Annotated in this window: 18 protein-coding genes; 9 read left to right on the top strand and 9 right to left on the bottom strand. The window is 65.6% G+C overall.

The genetic code is table 11. The features are described 5' to 3' along the window. Positions 1-9: 9 nt before the first annotated feature. Complete coding sequence (locus D0Z60_RS05765) at positions 10-966, bottom strand: glycosyltransferase family 2 protein (RefSeq protein WP_118857364.1); 957 nt, start codon at positions 964-966, stop codon at positions 10-12. Then, positions 963-2,690, bottom strand: coding sequence for an O-antigen translocase (locus tag D0Z60_RS05760; protein WP_118857363.1), 1,728 nt, complete (start codon positions 2,688-2,690; stop codon positions 963-965). The genes D0Z60_RS05765 and D0Z60_RS05760 overlap by 4 nt, the downstream gene beginning before the upstream one ends. Here D0Z60_RS05760 and D0Z60_RS05755 point away from each other — a divergent pair. The 5 genes from D0Z60_RS05755 to D0Z60_RS05735 are packed head-to-tail and all read left to right on the top strand — an operon-like array spanning position 2,689 to position 7,619. Further along, the gene (locus D0Z60_RS05755) at positions 2,689-3,273 is read left to right on the top strand and encodes a glycosyltransferase family 2 protein (protein ID WP_162888101.1); all 585 of its coding nucleotides are present in this window, start codon (positions 2,689-2,691) and stop codon (positions 3,271-3,273) included. The genes D0Z60_RS05760 and D0Z60_RS05755 overlap by 2 nt on opposite strands. Beyond that, on the top strand, positions 3,270-4,322 hold the full coding sequence (locus D0Z60_RS05750; RefSeq protein ID WP_118857361.1) for a class I SAM-dependent methyltransferase: 1,053 nt from the start codon (positions 3,270-3,272) through the stop codon (positions 4,320-4,322). The genes D0Z60_RS05755 and D0Z60_RS05750 overlap by 4 nt, the downstream gene beginning before the upstream one ends. Then, complete coding sequence (locus D0Z60_RS05745) at positions 4,319-5,305, top strand: glycosyltransferase family 2 protein (protein ID WP_118857360.1); 987 nt, start codon at positions 4,319-4,321, stop codon at positions 5,303-5,305. The genes D0Z60_RS05750 and D0Z60_RS05745 overlap by 4 nt, the downstream gene beginning before the upstream one ends. Continuing rightward, positions 5,302-6,549 (top strand): glycosyltransferase family protein, encoded by a 1,248-nt coding sequence (locus tag D0Z60_RS05740; protein WP_118857359.1) that lies wholly within the window; start codon positions 5,302-5,304, stop codon positions 6,547-6,549. The genes D0Z60_RS05745 and D0Z60_RS05740 overlap by 4 nt, the downstream gene beginning before the upstream one ends. Then, positions 6,546-7,619 carry a glycosyltransferase family 4 protein gene (locus D0Z60_RS05735; RefSeq protein WP_118857358.1) on the top strand — a complete coding sequence of 358 codons (1,074 nt, stop codon included), beginning with the start codon at positions 6,546-6,548 and terminating at the stop codon, positions 7,617-7,619. Before D0Z60_RS05740 ends, D0Z60_RS05735 begins: the two co-directional genes overlap by 4 nt. On the opposite strand, the gene D0Z60_RS12060 is transcribed toward D0Z60_RS05735, so the two are convergent. The 6 genes from D0Z60_RS12060 to D0Z60_RS05705 form a co-directional block, all read right to left on the bottom strand. Next, positions 7,616-8,086 (bottom strand): DapH/DapD/GlmU-related protein, encoded by a 471-nt coding sequence (locus D0Z60_RS12060; protein WP_118857357.1) that lies wholly within the window; start codon positions 8,084-8,086, stop codon positions 7,616-7,618. The two genes, D0Z60_RS05735 and D0Z60_RS12060, sit on opposite strands and share 4 nt — an antisense overlap. After that, positions 8,079-8,498 carry a sugar 3,4-ketoisomerase gene (locus tag D0Z60_RS05725; RefSeq protein WP_240325560.1) on the bottom strand — a complete coding sequence of 140 codons (420 nt, stop codon included), beginning with the start codon at positions 8,496-8,498 and terminating at the stop codon, positions 8,079-8,081. The genes D0Z60_RS12060 and D0Z60_RS05725 overlap by 8 nt, the downstream gene beginning before the upstream one ends. Positions 8,499-8,647: 149 nt before the next feature. Further along, entirely contained in the window at positions 8,648-9,361 is a 714-nt protein-coding gene (locus tag D0Z60_RS05720) for a methyltransferase domain-containing protein (RefSeq protein WP_162888100.1), read from the bottom strand. 76 nt (positions 9,362-9,437) lie between these two features. Continuing rightward, positions 9,438-10,247: a glycosyltransferase family 2 protein gene (locus tag D0Z60_RS05715; protein ID WP_205421038.1), complete on the bottom strand. Its 810-nt coding sequence runs from the start codon at positions 10,245-10,247 to the stop codon at positions 9,438-9,440. Next, positions 10,241-10,813 (bottom strand): acyltransferase, encoded by a 573-nt coding sequence (locus D0Z60_RS11900; protein WP_118857354.1) that lies wholly within the window; start codon positions 10,811-10,813, stop codon positions 10,241-10,243. Before D0Z60_RS11900 ends, D0Z60_RS05715 begins: the two co-directional genes overlap by 7 nt. Continuing rightward, on the bottom strand, positions 10,810-11,928 hold the full coding sequence (locus tag D0Z60_RS05705; protein ID WP_118857353.1) for a DegT/DnrJ/EryC1/StrS family aminotransferase: 1,119 nt from the start codon (positions 11,926-11,928) through the stop codon (positions 10,810-10,812). Before D0Z60_RS05705 ends, D0Z60_RS11900 begins: the two co-directional genes overlap by 4 nt. Before the next feature lie 142 nt (positions 11,929-12,070). Here D0Z60_RS05705 and asnB point away from each other — a divergent pair, with 142 nt between their 5' ends. From asnB to galE, 3 genes are all read left to right on the top strand, one after another. Next, positions 12,071-13,987, top strand: a complete 1,917-nt coding sequence (gene asnB, locus D0Z60_RS05700) for an asparagine synthase (glutamine-hydrolyzing) (RefSeq protein WP_118857352.1) — start codon at positions 12,071-12,073, stop codon at positions 13,985-13,987. 83 nt (positions 13,988-14,070) lie between these two features. Then, positions 14,071-15,156 carry a non-hydrolyzing UDP-N-acetylglucosamine 2-epimerase gene (gene wecB, locus D0Z60_RS05695; protein ID WP_118857351.1) on the top strand — a complete coding sequence of 362 codons (1,086 nt, stop codon included), beginning with the start codon at positions 14,071-14,073 and terminating at the stop codon, positions 15,154-15,156. A 36-nt stretch (positions 15,157-15,192) separates the two neighbouring features. After that, positions 15,193-16,161: a UDP-glucose 4-epimerase GalE gene (gene galE / locus D0Z60_RS05690; protein ID WP_118857350.1), complete on the top strand. Its 969-nt coding sequence runs from the start codon at positions 15,193-15,195 to the stop codon at positions 16,159-16,161. On the opposite strand, the gene D0Z60_RS05685 is transcribed toward galE, so the two are convergent. Then, complete coding sequence (locus tag D0Z60_RS05685; protein ID WP_118857349.1) at positions 16,158-17,399, bottom strand: multidrug effflux MFS transporter; 1,242 nt, start codon at positions 17,397-17,399, stop codon at positions 16,158-16,160. The two genes, galE and D0Z60_RS05685, sit on opposite strands and share 4 nt — an antisense overlap. 47 nt (positions 17,400-17,446) lie before the next feature. Between D0Z60_RS05685 and D0Z60_RS05680 the strand changes: the two genes are divergently transcribed. Beyond that, a complete protein-coding gene (locus tag D0Z60_RS05680; RefSeq protein ID WP_162888099.1) occupies positions 17,447-18,280 on the top strand; it encodes a class I SAM-dependent methyltransferase in 834 nt (277 codons plus the stop codon). The last annotated feature ends 11 nt before the right edge of the window (positions 18,281-18,291 follow it).

Genomic DNA, 18,291 nt, shown 5'->3' with positions numbered 1-18,291 from the left:
TCCCACGCGTCAGGAAGTCAAAAGAGCCTGCCTGTCGAGGACTAGGTTGCGGGCCCGCTTAGCGGTCATGCGTAGAACATGCCAAAGGCCAGCAGAACGAGCCCATTTCACGAGAGCGACAGGTCTCGGCCACCCGTCCTCGAATTCAAGGGCGGCGCGATAACGATCCGCGACCCGCTCCAAAATCGGACGTAAATGCGGTTTATCTACTTTTTCGAGATCGTCGATCCGTTGCAGCGTATCTTCTAGATATCTTGAAAGCATTAGCCGCCGAGCGGCGGGCAACGGATGACGCGCGCCGTACATTGTGGAGACACCGGACCCCTGGCGATACCGCACGAGGGGCTCTTCAACATACGTCACTGGTCGGTCTAAGAGCAGACTGCGAAACGGCAAAACACCGTCTTCGTGGACCATTCGCTCTCGCAGTGGACCGAAATGACTGAAAATTTCGGGAACAAATGCTTCGGTTGCACCGATTGCGCGAGCCTTTGTCGCTGCTACCCGCTCAACGCTGGAGAGGTCGGAAAGGCAGTCGTTTGGATAGAAATCCTCGTTGTCTGGACCCGAGAAGCGAATAGTAGCCGAGTGAAGAAGTCCTGCCTTGCGGCCGCCTCTGAGCCATGCCGCCACCAGAGCCGACGTGCGATGAGGAAGGGAGATGTCGTCTCCGTCCGCTTTTACAATCAGATCCCCGGCCGCGGCTTCAGCGATCCGGTTCAGATTGCCACTTATGTAAGAATTTCTCGAGGTCTGAACTAGGCGGACCCTGCGTGGTCCTTTGTACGACGCGACAATCTCCTGAAGCATTTCGTAAGAGCCGTCGGTGGAGCAGTCGTCGGAGAACAGGATTTCGAGATGCGGATAATCCTGCGCGAAGGCGCTTTGCACGGCCTCACGAATCCAGTCCGCACCATTATAGTTGAGAACCGCGAAGGTCACGAACGGAAGTTCGGCTTCGGTCATTGCGACGGACCATCAAAGGTCTGCGCCGACTGGCGAAAAATCGTTCGCCACCCGTCCTTTCCTACCAGTTCTTGGAGTCGGCGCCAGCTGCCGAAAGCCAAAATGCCGCCGAGCAAGATACCAAGTCCGCCACCAGCGACGGGGTTCAATGTGGCGGCCAAAGCGGTGGCGAGCGCTGCGGCCAATGATATTAGCGCATCCGATATAACCGAGCGATCCCATTCAAAGTTGACATGTCGCCGAACGAGGGCGCGCCCGAGAGGCAAGTAAACGCAGTACATGATCAAAACTCCGAAGCCGGTTGCAATCAGCCCAAAGCTTGGCAGGAGCCACCAAACTGCGCCAACGAATGCTAGAATGGCCGTAGACTCAAGGACGAGATATCCTTTTCCGTCGCCCCGGGCTATAAGTGCGCCCCCCAGCGGCCACGCCATGACCTTCATGATGTCCCCCGCTACCTGCCAACGCAAAATGTCGGCGGCAACCGCAAACTTAGAAGAAAAGAGCAGATATATCGCGAGGGGGGCGAGGCCGATTAAAACCACGCAAATGGGACCGCAAAGCCATAATGCGACGCGCGTTTGGTCGTTGATGAGAGCGGCCGTCGCTGGATCATCGTGGACCAAGCCAGACTGACGCGAGAGATAGTCGGTCGTCATGGTGGAAAGGACAGCGCTCAGATAGACCGATGACAAGAGCCATGCCGCTTCGAAGTGGCCGACAGCTTCGATGCCGTAGTGCCATTCAATTCGAGCTCTCACGGCCAGAAGTCCACCGCTAATTACAAATTGAGCAGCCATGAATAGGATGCCAAGTTTAGCCAGCCGGCTCCCGTGGGAGGCAATATCTCGTGCACCTAGTCGAACGGAAGGGATGCGCAGTCGTGAGACAAACCAACTTGCAACAAGTAGAGATAGGAGTGGGACGGCTAGGACGAATACCATGAGAGCTTGCTGGCCCCATAGCCATATCGCGCCGACGCCCACCACCGTCGCTAGGAACGCGCTTACTATCTGAATGCGAGCATAATCAGACAGCCGCCTGAGGGCTAGGACAGTTGCGATTTGGACACTTGCAGCGAGCGAAAAAACCACGCCCACGCCTATCCAGAAAACGAGTGGGGCATTTGCCTCATTGCCGAGCAAATGAATGCTGATCGGTTTCTGAAAAAGCCAGAGAAGAACAAGCGAAGTAATACCAAGTAACATGTACGAAGTGCGCAGGACCGTTCGATACCAACCTATAGAATGTAAATCGCCCCGAGCACCAGCCTCGGATAGTTTACGCCCACCGGAAGTACTCAACCCCAAACCTGCTATGATCGCGCCGCTCGTTAGGACATTGTTGACCAAGCCGAGCAGGCCAACGCCACTCGGTCCTAAGAGAAGCGCAAAGGCTTTCGTCCTAATTAGCGAGAGAAATAGGGTAACGACGCTCGCACTACCTAAAATGGCAGTTGCGGATAAAATTGTACGCGTCGAATTGTGTTTTGACATCACCTTCGCCTGATCAAGAGCTTTCCAAGCCATGGATCGCACCTTGTGGCAAATGCGTGGCAGGTTCATCGTCTTAGGGCCTAGCGATGCGCATTCAACCCTCGATTCCACCCTTGCGGACTCGCACTCAGCAGGCGAGAAGCGCCCTGAATTGTTGCGATTTTGCCGAAGAATTTCGGCTTTTCCACCACCTTCCTCACCACAGGCAAACAGGCCATAGCTGAACATGATCCTACCTTTGATGCCGGCCTGCTATAGCTGGTCCGGCGAAAAGCGGGCCCGTTTCGACTGTCCGCGTCCCGACCAGTTCGACTCGCTCGAACAGGCCGCTGCCAGCACCGCCTTCGTGATCGGCGCCACGGAGGCGTGGGCGCGCGACATGTTCGACCACTTCGGTGACTTCCGCCCCGACCTGATCCACGAAGATCACGCTTTGGTGTTCCGCAGCCTTCTGCTCGGCCGGCCGATTACCTATGTGGCCCGACCGTTGGTATGGCACCGCCAAGGGAGCGGCGTGTCGACCATCTATGGAAGCCGCCACCCTGGTCCGGCAGAGCGCAAACTGATGCTGTCGCGTTATCTGATCGACGTGCTCCAGAAGATCGACGACCTCGCCAAGGCTCCGGCGCCGGCAATCGGACAAATCCTCGAGCGAGAAGCTGACAAGTATCGCCTGGCACTGCGGTTCGAGGAGGGCTGGCCGGGGCCGGTCGAGACCGCCCGCTGGGTACGTCGCACTGGACCGTTCCATACCGCTCGGATGATCGCCAAGCGGCTTCGTAACCGTTTGCTTGATCGGCTCGCGGCATGAACGCCGAGTACATCGTACCGGCCGGGAATTGGCCTGCCGACGAACTCGAAAAAGTGTCCGCCTGCCCGGTGTGCGCCGCACCCGAGCGTATGCTGATGTTCGACAATCTGCAGGACCGCATTTTCTTCAGCGCACCCGGCCGCTGGACCATGTTCCGCTGCCAGGGGTGCGGCAGCGGCTATCTCGACCCGCGCCCGACGCCGGAGACGATCGGCCGGGTCTATGCGAATTACTACACGCATGAGCAACGGTCCCCGCCCGTTGCGGAGCTTAGCTCGTTCCTGAAGCTCCGGCGTACGCTCGCCAACGGCTACAAGAACTGGCGCTTTGGGACGAAGCTCGAGCCGGCTTCGACGGCCGGGGTCCTCGCGGCACGCCTGAGACCTCGCATGCGGCGCGTACTCGACCGTCAATTTCGCCACCTGCCCCGCGGAAGCGTCGGCCGCGTGCTCGACATCGGCTGCGGCGACGGCGGCTTCCTGCGAAATGCTGAGGCGATGGGCTGGGAGGCGGTCGGCACCGATCTCGATCCGGTTGTCGTCGCCAAGGGCCGCGCCGCGGGACTCGACGTCCGGCTCGGCACTCTCGAGGCGGTGGACGGGCCGTTCGACGTCATCACCCTTAGCCACGCCATCGAACATCTCCACGAACCGGCGAAGGTGCTCGAAGCGTGCTACGAATTGCTTCGCGAGGGCGGCCGATTGTGGGTCGAAACCCCGAGCATGGACGCCTGGGGCCTGACCCGTTTCGGCCCGGACTGGCGCGGCCTCGAGCCGCCGCGGCATCTGGTCCTGTTCAGCCGCAAGGCCCTGCTCGAACTGCTGTCGAGCCTCGGCTTTACCGATTTGCGTGATCTTCCGCAGAACAGCTCCGCTGCCGGGCTCTATGAAATCAGCGAGCGGATCCAGCGACGCGGCGATCCCGAGCTACCGCTGCCGCGCTCGCTCCGTTCGCGGATCGAGGCGAAGGTCGGCAACATTATCGAACGGATCCGGCCCGAAAGGCGCGAATATCTGGCAATCGTCGCAACCAAGGCGCCGCGCCAATGAGCAGTCGCCAACGGCTGTCGATCGCCATGACGACCTACAATGGGGCGCGCTTCCTGCCGGTCCAACTCGCTTCGTTCGAGAGTCAGTCCAGGCAGCCCGACCAGTTGGTCGTCTGTGACGATGGGTCGACCGATTCGACCATCGCCATCCTCGACCAGTTCGCGCGCTCGGCGCCGTTCGAGGTCAAGGTCGTCCGCAACGCCGAGAATCTCGGTCACGAACGCAATTTTGGCAAGGCCATCTCCCTTGCGGAGGGCGACATCATCATGCTCGCGGATCAGGACGACGAATGGCTGCCGAACAAATTGTCGGTGGTCGAGCACGCCTTCTCCGCGCACCCTGGGGTGCTGCTGGTCGCCAACAACGTGATGATCACCGACGAGCGATTGGTCCCGACCGGCCGAACGGTGATCGAGCAGATGCGCCGATCGGGCCTGTACGGTAAGCGCGGCCAAGGCCTGACGCTCGGCTGCGCAACTAGCTTCCGACGGCAATTGCTGGAGCTCGCGTCGCCGATACCGGCGCTCGACTTCGGGCACGACAGCTGGGTCCACGAGCTGGCCCACGCCCTCGACAGCCGCCTTATCGTTCCCGAGGTCCTTCAGCTTTACCGGCGCCACGGCGCCAACGCGTCGAATTGGGGCTTCGATGGGGCCAAGCCGGCGACTCCATTGACGATCATGAAGCCGTCCGCCGGCAAGGATCTCTCGCCGATCTGGAAGAAGCGGGAGCGGGCCTTTGCGCTGATCGGCGAGCGGCTTCGCTCACTCGGCCCGCAGGCTTATGGCCGGCTCGGCGCCCGCCGCACCTACGCTGAAGCGCTGGCCGAAGTGGACAATGCGCGCGACGCCGTGGTCCGGCGCATGGCGGTGTTCGGCAAGGGCCGAACCGGTCGCATGCGGCTTGCGCTGAGTTTGCTTCTGCGCGGCGACTACCGCCATTTCCTTGGATGGCGAAGCTTCCTCAAGGATCTCATCCGGTGACCCGTGCCGCCGGCCGGCGCAACGTCTTGTTCGTGACTTGGGACGGGCCGGGCTCGCCGTTCCTCGAAGGGCTGTTCCTGCCGATATTCGAGGCGCTGCGGACCTCGGACTATGACTTCCACGTCCTCCAATTCACTTGGGCTGAAGAGGTCGAGCGGAGGCGGCTCCACGCTTCCTCGGCGGCGCTTGGCATCCCCTACCGGAGCGTTGCCATCTGGCGCCGACCGATCGCACTCGGAAGCATGCTCACTGCCCTCAATGGCGCGCTTCCGCTGCGCCGCGCGATAAAGGACTGGCGGATCGACATTGTCATGCCCCGCAGCACGCTTCCGGCGACTGCCGCGCGCGGCGCGACGATGATCGGCGCCGGGCGCCTGCCGATGCTGCTTGATGCCGACGGCCTTCCCCACGACGAGCGCGTCGAACTGGGGCAGGGCAATCGCCGCGACGGCGTGTATCGGGTGCTTCGGCGGCTCGAAACGCAGGCAGTGCTCCGCGCCGACTCGATCAGCGTCCGTTCCCGCCGCGCCGCAGATATTCTCACGGCACGCGCGGGCGATCCCGGCATCCGCCGCCGCTTCCACGTCGTCGCCAACGCCCGCGACGCTGCTCTCTTCCGACCGCTCGACGATGCCGCACGAACGGCCGTTCGGAGCCGCATCGGGGTGACTGCGGATCAGCCGTTGCTGGTCTTCGCCGCGAGCGCCCTTGGCTGGAAAAATCGCACCGACGCGATGCTTCGTCTGTTCGCCGCGGTCTGCGCTCGCCGAGCCGATGCCCGGCTGCTGTTGCTGCTCCCGGATCATCGCGAGACCGGTGCCACCTTGGCAGCCTTCCCGGAGATCGCGGAAAGCTGCATCCTGCGCAGCGCTGCACCGGGCGAGGTCGCGCAGTGGATCGGCGCCGCCGACCTCGGCCTCGCACTGATGCACGCCAGCTTTTCGATGCAGGCGGTGGCGCCAATCAAGATCGGTGAATATCTGCTGTGCGGGGTGCCCGTCCTGACCTCGCGCGGAATCGGGGACTTCGATTCGCTCATCGGCTCGGACACCGGGCTGTGCCTGGGCGAGACCGACGATGCGGCGCTTCAGGCGGCTGCCGACTGGTTTGTCGGGGAGGTCATCCCGCGCCGAGCCGAATTCGCCGAACGCTGCCGGGCGCTCGGGCTGCGGCACTTCTCGCTGGAGTCCGCGGTTGCCGGATATTGCGCGGCACTCGACGCTGCGGTTTCGAACAAGCGGTGACCAGGCTGGTAGTCCTGCCCCGTTACGGGCGACTTGGGGCGAGCAGCCGGACCCGCCTGTGGCAATATGTCCCGGCACTTCAGGAGGCTGGCTTCGAAGTCGCAATCGCGCCGTTCTTCGACGACGGATATGTTCGCGACCTGCAGTCGGGGCGGCGGCGCTATGGGCGGATCGTGCGCGCATACGGCACGCGACTGGCTGCGCTCCGCCGCGCCCGCTCGGCCGATCTGCTGTGGATCGAGAAGGAGGCGTTCCCGTGGCTTCCCGAATGGCTCGAGCGGCTGCTGCTGCCCAGGAACGTGCCGATCGCGCTCGATTACGATGACGCGGTGTTCGAGCTCTACGCCGGCCACCGCGCGCGCCTCGTCCGGCGTCTGCTCGGCGAAAAGCACCGACGGGCGATGCGTCGTTCGGCGCTGGTCACTGCCGGCAATCGGCTGCTTGCCGATTACGCGCTCGAAGCTGGCGCGCCCAACGTCGTACAGGTGCCGACGGTCGTCGATCTTGAGCGCTATCCGCCACCCAACCCTGCGGCGCCAGACTCGGCGGGTGTCAGGGTGTGTTGGATCGGGCAGCAATCGACGGCGGCCTTCCTCGCGCCCCTTGCGCCGATGTTCCGCGAGCTGGCCGCCGATCAGCGCATGCGCTTCACTGCGATCGGTATCGACACCGCGGCCGCTAACCTGCCGATGGACTCGCTAGCTTGGAGCGAGGCCTCCGAAGCCGCCGACATCGCCGCCTGCGACATCGGCATCATGCCGCTCCCCGACACGCCGTTCGAGCGCGGCAAGTGCGGCTACAAGCTCATCCAGTACATGGCCTGCGGCCTGCCGGTCGTCGCGTCGCCGGTCGGCGCCAATCGCGACATCGTTCAGCACGGGGTCGACGGCTTTCTTGCGGACAGCGAAGCCGAATGGCGCGTCGCGCTGACCCGGCTCGCTGCGAATTCCGAGCTTCGCCGGCGGATGGGTGCGGCGGGACGAGCCAAGGTCGAAAGCCAATATTCGCTGCAGGTCACTGCCCCGCGCCTCGTGGGTTCGCTCGGCGCCGTCGCTGCTGGCCCGCGCTAGACTTTCTTCAACGGCCTCGCTGGGTTGCCGACCACGGTCTCGCCTGGCGCAACGTCGCGCGTGACCACCGCGCCGGCACCGATCACCGCTCCCGCACCGATTGTGATCCCTGGCAAGATGACCGCGCCCGCGCCGATCGAGGCACCGGTACCGACCCGTGTCGTGGCGAAAGTCGCCGGCCGATGTCGCGAGCGCGGCCGCTTGTCGTTCGTGAAGGTGGTGTTCGGCCCGCAGAACACTTCGTCGTCGAGGATGATGCCATCCCACACGTAGACCCCGCACTTCAGCGTGACCCGGTCGCCAATGACTGCGCCGCCCTCGACCAGCGTGTGCGCGTTGAGATTGCAGTCGCGGCCAACGGTGGCGCCGGCCAGCACCACGGCGAACTGCCAAACCCGGGTGCCGCTGCCGATCTGCGCGCCGTCCTGCACCACCGCATGTGGATCGATCAGCGCCGGGTCAGCCATTGGCCGCCAACGCCCGGAACTCCTCGACCGAGCGGATGTAGTCTGCCTCGTAATAATGATCGTCGGCCAGCACCAGCAACACGCAATCAGGGGAGAAGTCGTGCACTTCGTGCCACACCATCGGCGGGATCAGCAACGCCTTGGCCGGATTGTCGAGCAACACGCTGCCCTGGTCAGCGCCGTCGTCAAGCAACATCCGGCAGCTGCCAGCGACGCACACTGCGAGCTGCTTCAACCGGCGGTGCGCATGAAAGCCGCGCGCCACGCCCGGCTGGGTGGCGAAGACGTAATACGCCCGGCGCACCGGGAACGGAACCGTGGCGTCCGCCTCAAGCGCCACCAGCTTTCCGCGTTCGTCGCCCTTGACCTCCAGGTCGATAAGCCGGCAGCTTGGCAAAGGGTCGTCGGACAAGCACATGCACCTTGTGGTACGGAGGGGACGCGCTGCTCATAGCCCGTGTCCCGACCCATGCAACGCAAATGGTCCCGTTCAGGACCGGCTGGAAAGATGTTCCGCTAAAGCGAGCAGGCCTGGCGTGTCGTGCCTGCCGGCCGACGAAGCTATTGCGCATTCACGCGCAAGACGGCGAGATCCTCGTTCACGTTGAAGCTCGCTTCGACCAACTCGAACCCCAAATGCTGGACAGCGGTCAGGAACTGCACGAAGCTGGCGAGTGTGAATGTGTGAAAATGGATCATCGGTTCGGCTTCACGCACATATTGCTCGAGCGCGTCGCCCGAATAGCGCTTCATGTGCGTTCCGAAGTCGCGATAGTGCTCCTCGGCCGAAACATGAGGGCCTTCTTCATGATCGCGCAGGAAGTGCTCGACGGTAGTGGTGGGCCGCTGCTCCTCGCCACAAAAACGCTTGTCGGGAACGGCGATCAGGATGTGACCCCCTGGCCGGACTACGCGGATCCAGTTCTTCAGCGCCGAGACCGGATCGTCGATGTGCTCAAGAACGTGCGCGGCGATGAGGTAATCGAAACTGTCGTCGTCAATCGTCGCGAGTGTCGCGCCGTCGTCCAGGATATCCGGGTCGATGATTGCCGTGCCGGGGTAATCGGGCTGGCTCTTCCAGTAGGAAGCGGGCACCCGGTCGATGTAACTCGTCTTCGAGCCTCGCGGGACCAGGATCGGCTGCATCAGCGCGCCGATTTCGGCACCATGCCCACGGCAATATTTCTGGGCAAGCAGGCTGCGCTGGTATCGGGCCTTGCCGCCACCCAGAAGGGGTTTGAGCGCAGAAAAGACAAATGGCTCGATGCCAAGCATGAGGTTACGAATCATGCGCCGAGGTTAGTGGTCAGCGGCCAAGCTGTCAGCCCTAGGCACTCACCGCGCCGCGCGATCAACAATCCCAGTCGGGCGGGCGGGCGAATTCGCCGCTCACGCCCTGACTGGCCTCGCGATAGTGACGGAGCATCGCGCCGGGCGCTCGAGCGGCCCGGACACCGATCTCGCGGAACCGGCGGAATCGGTTCCAGTCGCCAGGCTCGCCATATCTGTAGGCGAACGGATCCCAACCCAGTTGACGCAGCCAATGGTGGTAGAACACCGACGAGGAAGTGACCTTTCCGAGCGCGATTTCGCCTGCTTCGTTTCGACCCCATTCTCCGTCCGGTTTCTGGAACCAGAAGGGGTGGTAGAGGAAGTCGGCGCGTTCGGCTTGGATCTGTTGGACGAGACGCTCCACTCGCTCTGGATGGAATTCATCGTCGTCGTCGAGGTGGGTTATGAAATCCCCCCCGGCATGAGCCATTGCGCAATTCATCGCCAGCGTCCCGCCCACGCACCACCGCTCATAGGGATCGGCCGGGTACTCGCCTCGGCGCGGCAGTTCGAAAAAGCGCACGCGCGGGTCGCCAAGCATCTCGATTCGTTGCGCCGTATCGTCCGACCCTCCGTCGCTAACTACGATGACTTCGAGATTCTCGTAGGTCTGGGCGAGCACCGATTTGAGACAGCGGGTTGTCAGCAGGTCGGCCCGGTTGAACGTCGCAATGCAGATGGACACCAGTGGCGATGGCTTGGTGAAGGCGCCTTGATATACTTCGGTGACGCGTACCGTGCGAAACGACTTGGCGATTCCATCGGTCAACGAAAGATACGTCTTCCAGCGGGCGTATCTCTTCACGCGACCCACCAGGCTGCTCAGCATTGCGCCTTGCCGCTAAGGAACGCCGTCTCCAGCTCGAGGAGTTGTCGGTCGCGCCCCTTGACTGCCCGCGCGGGCGATCCTGCGTAAATGGTAAAGGGATCGCAGTCCCGATTGATAACGCTCAAAGCCCCAACCGCCGCCCCGTCCCCGATTGTGACGCCCGGAAGGATCACGCTTCCGCATCCGATGATTGCGTGTCGTCCGATGGACACGGGCCTGTCGTCGACTGCCTTGAGATCGGCCGGGACCATCGGGTTGGTCATCGTGCGTCCGCTATAATCGTCACTGCTGGAGTAGATCGCGACGCGCGAAGACAAATTGCAAAAATCGGCCAGCGTGATGCGGCCAGCTCCGATCAAGGAGGTATAGCAGGCAACGTGAATATGGTCTCCGATCCTTATGCCGCCCGACCCGGCCGACAGGATGCAGAAATCGTCGATCCTGACGTGGCTCCCGATCGCGATCCGCTCCGCGCCGTAGACCGATGCCCGGCTCGAGATGAGCACATTTTCGCCAAGGGATTTGAACCCTGCTTGTTCCAGCTCATCGCGGTTGAGGAACGTCACGCCTGCTTCCCGAGCGCCCAGATCGCATCGATCACCCGCTGCTGTTCGCCTTCCTCCAGATCCGGGTAAATCGGCAGGCACAACACCTCTCGGGCGACCTTTGCGGCGACCGGCAGGTTGTTCTGGCCCGAGCTCTCGTGCTCGCGGTACGTCGGCAAATCCGACAGCAACGGATAGAAATAGCGCCGGCTGAAAATGCCGTGCCCCTTCAGCGCCTCGTAAAGTGCGTCGCGGTCGAGCGGGAAGGGCTCGGCGACCATCACCGGGAAATAACTATGGTTGGGCTGGGTCTCAACGGGGATCGGGAGCGGCGTGAGCCCGGCGATCCCGTCCAGCGCCTCTCGATAGCGGCGATCGACAGCCGCCCGAGCCGCGCGGTCGCCGGGGAAGCGGGCCCGTTGGAGTAATCCGATCGCCGCGCAAAATTCGCTCATCTTTGCGTTCGAGCCGAGCGCTGGGATCTCCGTCTCGCTGGCGATCCCGAAATTGCGCCACAAATCTACCGCCGCCTTGCCCGCGGCCGTCCCGCTGATGACCGCGCCGCCTTCGAAAGTGTTGAAGGCCTTGGTCGCGTGGAAGCTCAAGGTGGCGAAGTCCCCCATCGCGGCAACCGCTCTGCCGCGGTAGGTCACCCCATAGGCATGGGCCGCGTCATAGATGAGCGCGAGACCGCGCCGAGCGGCGATGTCTGCGAGGCGCTCGTGATCGCAGGGATTGCCATAGCAATGGACGGCGACGATCGCACTGGTTCGCTCGGTGATCGCCGCCTCGACCCGCTCGGGATCGATGTTGCAGTCGGTCGAGCGGATGTCGGCGAACACCGGGGTCAAATTGGCGCGGCGGATGGCGTGGCTCGTGGCGACGAAGGAATAGGGGGTGGTGACGACCTCGCCGGCAAGGTCCGCCGCCTCGAGCGCAGCCTCGAGCGCGAGCATCCCGTTGGTGGTCAGCGAGACATGGCCTTCGCCGAGATCGCCTTCGATCGCTCGTTCCAGCTCTTCATGGAACGGACCTCGGTTCGACAATATTCTCGTCGCCCAAATCTGCTCGAGCATCGGCAGGACATCGGCGAGCGGCGGCAGGGACGAACGCGTGACGTAGACTGGCTCACTCATAACCGGCGCTAGACCAGCCTAGCAGGGCCGGTGCAAGCACAGAGTGCCGCCTCGATCCCGTCCGTTCGCCGCCATGCCGCGGCGCCTTGGCCGCGATCTTTTCGCTTGTCTTGTCGGCTCGCTCTGGCCGAGAGCCTCAACGATGTGTGGCATCGCTGGTATTTGGGCTCGTTCGCAGGTCGATCCGAAGCTGCTTGCGCGGATGGAGCGCTGCCTCGAGCACCGCGGTCCCGACGGCTCGGGCGTCTGGAGCGATCCCCAGTCCGGCATCGGCTTCGCCCATCGGCGGCTGGCAATCGTCGACCTGTCGCCCTCGGGAGCACAACCGATGCATTCGGCCGATGGGCGTTGGGTGCTCAGCTACAATGGCGAAATCTACAATCACGGCGAAATCCGCGTTGAGCTCGAACAGGCCGGCCGCACGCCCCCCGGGGGTTGGCGCGGCCACAGCGATACCGAGACCATTCTCGAAGCGATCGCTGCCTGGGGGCTCGAAGCCGCGCTCGGCAAGGCGGTCGGCATGTTCGCACTGTCGCTGTGGGACCGCTCGGAACGGCGGCTTCACCTCGCCCGCGACCGCTTCGGTGAAAAGCCGCTCTACTACGGCCGCTGCGGCGCCGATTTCGTCTTTGCCAGCGAACTCAAGGCGATCCGCCTGCACCCCGCTTTCGACGGCGCGATCGATCGGCGCGCCGTCGCCGCATTGGCTGCGATCGCGGTGATCCCGGCGCCCCTGTCGATCTACCAGGGCATCGCCAAGCTCGAGCCGGGAACAATCCTCACCCTCGACGCGCCCGGCTCCGAACCACGAGTCGCGCGATACTGGTCCTATCGCGACGTCGTTCGCGAGGACCTGCGCGCGCCGATCGCGACCGAGGCCGAGGCGCTCGACGCGCTCGACGGGGCGCTCCGCCGTTCGCTTGCCGGCCAGGCGGTGGCTGACGTCCCGATCGGCGCATTCCTCTCGGGCGGGATCGACAGTTCGACCATCGTCGCGCTCTACCAGGCGGTCAGCGGGTCCCGGGTCAGCACCTTTTCGATCGGGTTCGACGAATCCGGCTACGACGAGAGCGCCGACGCGCGCGCAGTCGCCCAGCATCTTGGCACCGACCATCACGAACACCGCGTCGGGGTCGCCGAGGCGCAGGCCGTCATCCCCTTGCTCCCCGCGATCTACGACGAGCCCTTCGCCGACTCGTCCCAGATCCCGACCTATCTCGTCAGCCAGTTCGCGCGGCGGCAGGTGACCGTCGCCATCACCGGCGACGGCGGGGACGAGCTGTTCGCCGGCTACAACCGGCACCGCGCGCTGCCCGCTGCCTGGTCGCGCCTGTCGCTTCTCCCGCCGCCGCTGCGGCGCGCGGGTGGGGAATTGGCCGGCCGTATCCCCGAAGCCGCGTGGAGCGCGCTGGCCCGGCTCGGCGGCCAGCGCCGCCGCGATCTCGGCGGCAAGATCGCCAAGGGACTGGCCATGGCCGGCCGCTCGACCAGCCTCGACCAGTTCCGCTCGGCCTTCCTCGACGAATGGCCGCGGGGCCGGTCACCCGTGCTTGGCGCCGGGACAGCCGATTGGTGGTCGCATAATCTTCCCGCCGGGCTCGATCCCATCACCCGCATGACCACCGCCGATGCGCTGGGTTACCTGCCGGACGACATTCTCGCCAAGGTCGATCGCGCGTCGATGGCGGTCAGCCTCGAAACCCGGGTACCATTCCTCGATCACCGCGTTGCCGAAGTCGCGGCGCAAATTCCGGTTGGGCTGAAGGTTGCGGGGGGTGAGGGCAAGGCAATCTTGCGCAAGTTGCTGGACCGCTACGTTCCGCGCCGTCTGGTCGAGCGCCCCAAGGCCGGATTCGCGGTTCCCGTCGGTCAATGGATCCGCGGACCCCTGCGCGACTGGGCCGAGGATTTGCTCGACCCGCGCAAGCTTGCCCAGGGCGGCTACTTCGACGCGCGCGCGGTGCGCGACCGCTGGACGGACCATTTGTCAGGCCGAGACTCGACCCAGGCGATTTGGTCGGTGCTGATGTTCCAGGCCTGGCTGGCGGAGCAAAGCTAGGCGCCCTCGACCGATCGGCTCCGGCCCGCTAGTCTGTTTAGCGCTCGGTCGGCCCTTGTTTGCGGGGGATTACGACGCCGACCATGCTGACCCTGGCGCTCGTCGTCGGCACTCGGCCGGAGGCGATCAAGCTCGCCCCGGTCTACCGCGCCCTCGAGCACGCCGGGGCCCGGCCGGTGGTCGTCCTCACCGGCCAGCACGAGGCGCTGCTCGACCCGCTCATCCAATTGTTCGGCTTCGACCGCCGGATCGACCTCGGCGCCCGCCGCCCCGGTGATTCGCTCGCCGACTTCACCGCCCGAGCCACCGCCCGGCTCGCCGAGATGTTCGCCGCCGAACACTTCTCCGCGGTGATCGTCCAGGGCGACACCAGCAGCGCGCTGGCCGGGGCGCTCGCCGCCTCCTACGCCTGCCTTCCGCTGGCCCATGTCGAGGCCGGGCTGCGCAGCGGCGATCTTGCCAATCCGTTCCCCGAGGAGATCCACCGGCGACGAATCGCCGAGACCGCCCGCTGGCATTTCGCCCCGACCCCGATCGCCGCCGCCAACCTCGCGGCCGAACGGCGCGGCGGGGAGGTGCATCTGGTCGGCAATCCGGTGGTCGATTCGGCGCTGTGGGTCGCCGGCCTCCCTGGCACGCGCGAGATCGTCGCCCGGCGCTTCCCGGGCCTCACGGACCGACCGCACCTGCTGGTCACCGCCCACCGCCGCGAAAGCTTCGGCCGGCCAATGCGCGCCATCGCCGCGGCTATCGCCGCCATCGCCCGCCGCCTGCCGGATCACGAGCTGATCGTCGCGCTTCACCCCAATCCCAACGCCTCGGCCCCGCTGGCCGAACGGCTGTGCGGCCTTTCCAATGTCGAGCTGACGGAGCCCTTGTCCTACCCGCTAACCATCGGCCTCGTCGCCAAAGCGTCGATGGTGCTGACCGACTCGGGCGGGCTTCAGGAGGAGGCGCCGAGCTTCGGCGTTCCCGTCCTCGTCCTGCGCAAGGTCACCGAGCGGCCCGAGGGCATCGCCGCCGGCTGCAGCCGGATCGCCGGCACCTCGACCCGCGCGATCCTCACCGCGTTCGACGCCTGGCGCGGGGAGGGGCCGCGCTGCGCCGCCGCCAACCCCTATGGCGACGGCCACTCGGGGGAGCGGATCGCCCGCATCCTCCTCGCGTAGCTGGCCGACGCCGCGCCTCGCTGCTAGCGCCGCGCCATGACTCGTCCCGCGATCCTCGTCACCGGCGGCGCCGGCTATGTCGGTTCCCACGCCTGCCAGGCGCTCGCCGCCGCCGGCTGGCTGCCGGTGGTGCTCGACAATCTCGTCCACGGCCACGCCGAGGCGGTGCAATGGGGACCGCTCGAACATGGCGACATCGCCGACCGCGCCCGGCTCGACCACCTGCTCGAAACCTACGCACCCGCCGCCGCGATGCACTTCGCCGCCTTCACCGCGGTCGGCGAGTCGGTCGCCGATCCCGGCAAATATTACCGCAACAACGTCGCCGGCTCGCTGACCCTGCTCGAGGCCTTGCGCGATCACGGCGTCGGCCGGATCGTCTTTTCCAGCACCGCCGCGGTCTACGGCACGCCCGAAACCGTCCCGATCCCCGAGGCCGCGCCCAAAGCGCCGATCAATCCCTATGGCCAGACCAAGCTGGCGGTCGAGCACCTGCTCGCCGACTTCGCTGCGGCGCACGGCATTGCGGCCACCGCCTTGCGCTATTTCAACGCCGCCGGGGCCGATCGCGACGGCCGAATCGGCGAGCGCCACGACCCCGAGACCCACCTCATCCCGCTCGCGCTCGACGCGGCCTCGGGCAAGGGCCCGCCGCTCAAGCTGTTCGGCGACGATTACCCGACCCCCGACGGCACCTGCATCCGCGACTACATCCACGTCGCCGACCTCGCCGATGCCCACGTCCGAGCACTCGACGCAATGGACGCCTTCCAGGCCTACAACCTCGGCACCGGCAGAGGCGCGTCGGTGCGCCAGATCCTCGATACCGTCGAGCGGGTGACCGGCCGCGCTGTCCCGCACGACATCGCACCCCGCCGTCCCGGCGATCCGCCGTCGCTGGTCGCCGACCCCTCGCGCGCGATGGCCGCGTTGGGCTGGAAACCCAAGCTCAGCGATCTCGACACCATCGTCGCCACCGCCTGGGCGTGGCACCAGCGCGGCTAGGCCGGAGTTTCGAGCGCGGCGAACAGCCGTCCGCGCTCGGTCCACGCCGAGATCGCCAGCGCCGCCAGCCCGCACAGCGCCAGCCCGATCAGGAACGGCCGGATCGTCCCGTCGAACGCCTGGCCGATCGTGAACCCGATCAACGCCCCGCCGATCGTCCCGACCACGCCCTGGACCGACGAGGCGGTCCCCGCGATCGGCGCCATATTGGCCATCGCCAGCGTCGACAGGTTGCTTGAGGTAAAGGCGAAGGCGACGAACGCCAGCGCCATCAGCACCACGAACAGCCACAGCGGCTCGTCGAAGCTCATCGCCACCGCCGCGTGAACCACCGTCACCAGCGCAAACGCCGCCAGCCCGCTGTGCCCCACCCGGCGAGTGCCGAAGCGGCCGACGATGCGGCTGTTGGCCCAGCTTGCGGCAGCCATCGGCGCGGCGATCGCGGCGAACACCAGCCCGATCGCGCCCGGCCGCCCGAACGCGTCGAACACGATCTGCTGGATCGAGGCGATGTAGGCGGTCAGCCCGCCGAACGTCGCGGTGAGCGCCATGGTGTAACCCAGGCTCAGCCGGTCGGCGAGCGTCGCCCGAACCGCGCTCCAAATTTCGCCCAGGTTGAGCGCCCGGCGATATTCCGGCTTCAGCGTCTCGCTCAGCCGGAACCAGCTCCACAGCCCCATCGCCAGCCCGTAGGCGGCAAGCACGATGAAGATCAGCCGCCACGGCCCGGCCAGCAGGATCAGCTGCCCGATGGTCGGCGCGACGACCGGCACGACCATGAACACCATGAAGGTCAGGCTCATCACCCGCGCCATCGCCTCGCCTTCGAACAGGTCGCGAACCATCGCCACCACGAGCACCCGGCTGACCGCCGCCGACGCGCCCATCGCGAACCGCGCCGCGATCAGCGGCTCGAAGCTGCGCGCGATCCCGCACAGGATGGCGAACAATGTGTAGAGCGCCACCCCGGCGGCGAGGATCGGCTTGCGCCCGAAGCGGTCGGCCAGCGGCCCCCACAGCAATTGGCTCGCCCCGAAGCCGAGCATGTAGGCGACCACTACCAATTGGCGGCGGTTGTCTTCGGCCACGCCAAGGTCGGCGCCGATGTCGGGCAGCGCCGGGATCATCGCGTCGATCGCGAAGGCGTTGAGCGCCATCAGCCCCGCCAGCAGCGCGACGATTTCCTTGGCACCGGCGCGCCCGCGGGCCGGCGGCGTGTTCGATTCGTTCGAGGGCATGGCCCTGCGCTGGCGCAGCCGGTCCCGCTATGCAACACCATCGGGCGATGGCGATGCCGACTGCCGACTGGGCCGGGGACGCCGGCGCGACCTGGGCGCGCTGGTGGCAAGCGACCGACCGCGCCCTCGCGCCGGTCGGCGAAGCGCTCGATGCCGCGCTCCTCGCAGTCGCGCCGTCAGGCCAGTTCCGGGCGCTCGATATCGGCTGCGGCCCGGGCACCACCACGCTCGCGCTGGCGGCGCGGAGGCCGGACTCGACCATCATCGGCTGCGACCTGTCGGAGCCGCTGATTGCAATCGCCCGGGAACGCGCCGCAGCCTCCCGCAATGTCCGCTTCCTCGTCGAAGACGCCGAGGTCGCCGCCGCCGCCGAAGGGCCATTCGACCTCATAGTCTCGCGCCACGGCGTGATGTTCTTCGACAATCCCGCGCGCGCCTTCGCCGCCTTGCGCTTGGCGACCGCGGCTGGCGGAACACTCGTCTTCACCTGCTTCCAAAGCTGGCACCGCAATCCCTGGGCGTTCGAGACGGTCGCCGCGGTCGCCGGCACACGCGTCCCCGAACCGGGCCGCGAGCCGGGCGGCTTCGCCTTCGCCGATCCCGACCACGTTCGCGACCTGCTCGATGGGGCCGGCTGGAGCCCGGACCCGCCGCGCGCCATCGACTTCGACTATGTCGCGGGCGAGGGCGCGGCGGCGGTCGACGACGCGACCGCCTTTCTCACCGAGCTTGGCCCCGCGGCACGCGCGCTCGCCGTCCTGCCGCCCGAAGACCGCGCCGGCGCCCGCGCCAGCTTGACCAGGGTGATCGCCGCACGCGAACACGGCAACCGCATCGTCTTCCCCGCCGCCGCCTGGCTGTGGTCGGCGCGCGCCGCTTGACCTTTGCGGCT

The organism is Sphingomonas mesophila (assembly GCF_003499275.1).
Classification (GTDB): Bacteria; Pseudomonadota; Alphaproteobacteria; order Sphingomonadales; family Sphingomonadaceae; genus Sphingomicrobium; species Sphingomicrobium mesophilum.
Note: the sequence above shows the minus strand (reverse complement) of the source record. Positions and strands in the feature narration are given on the sequence as shown.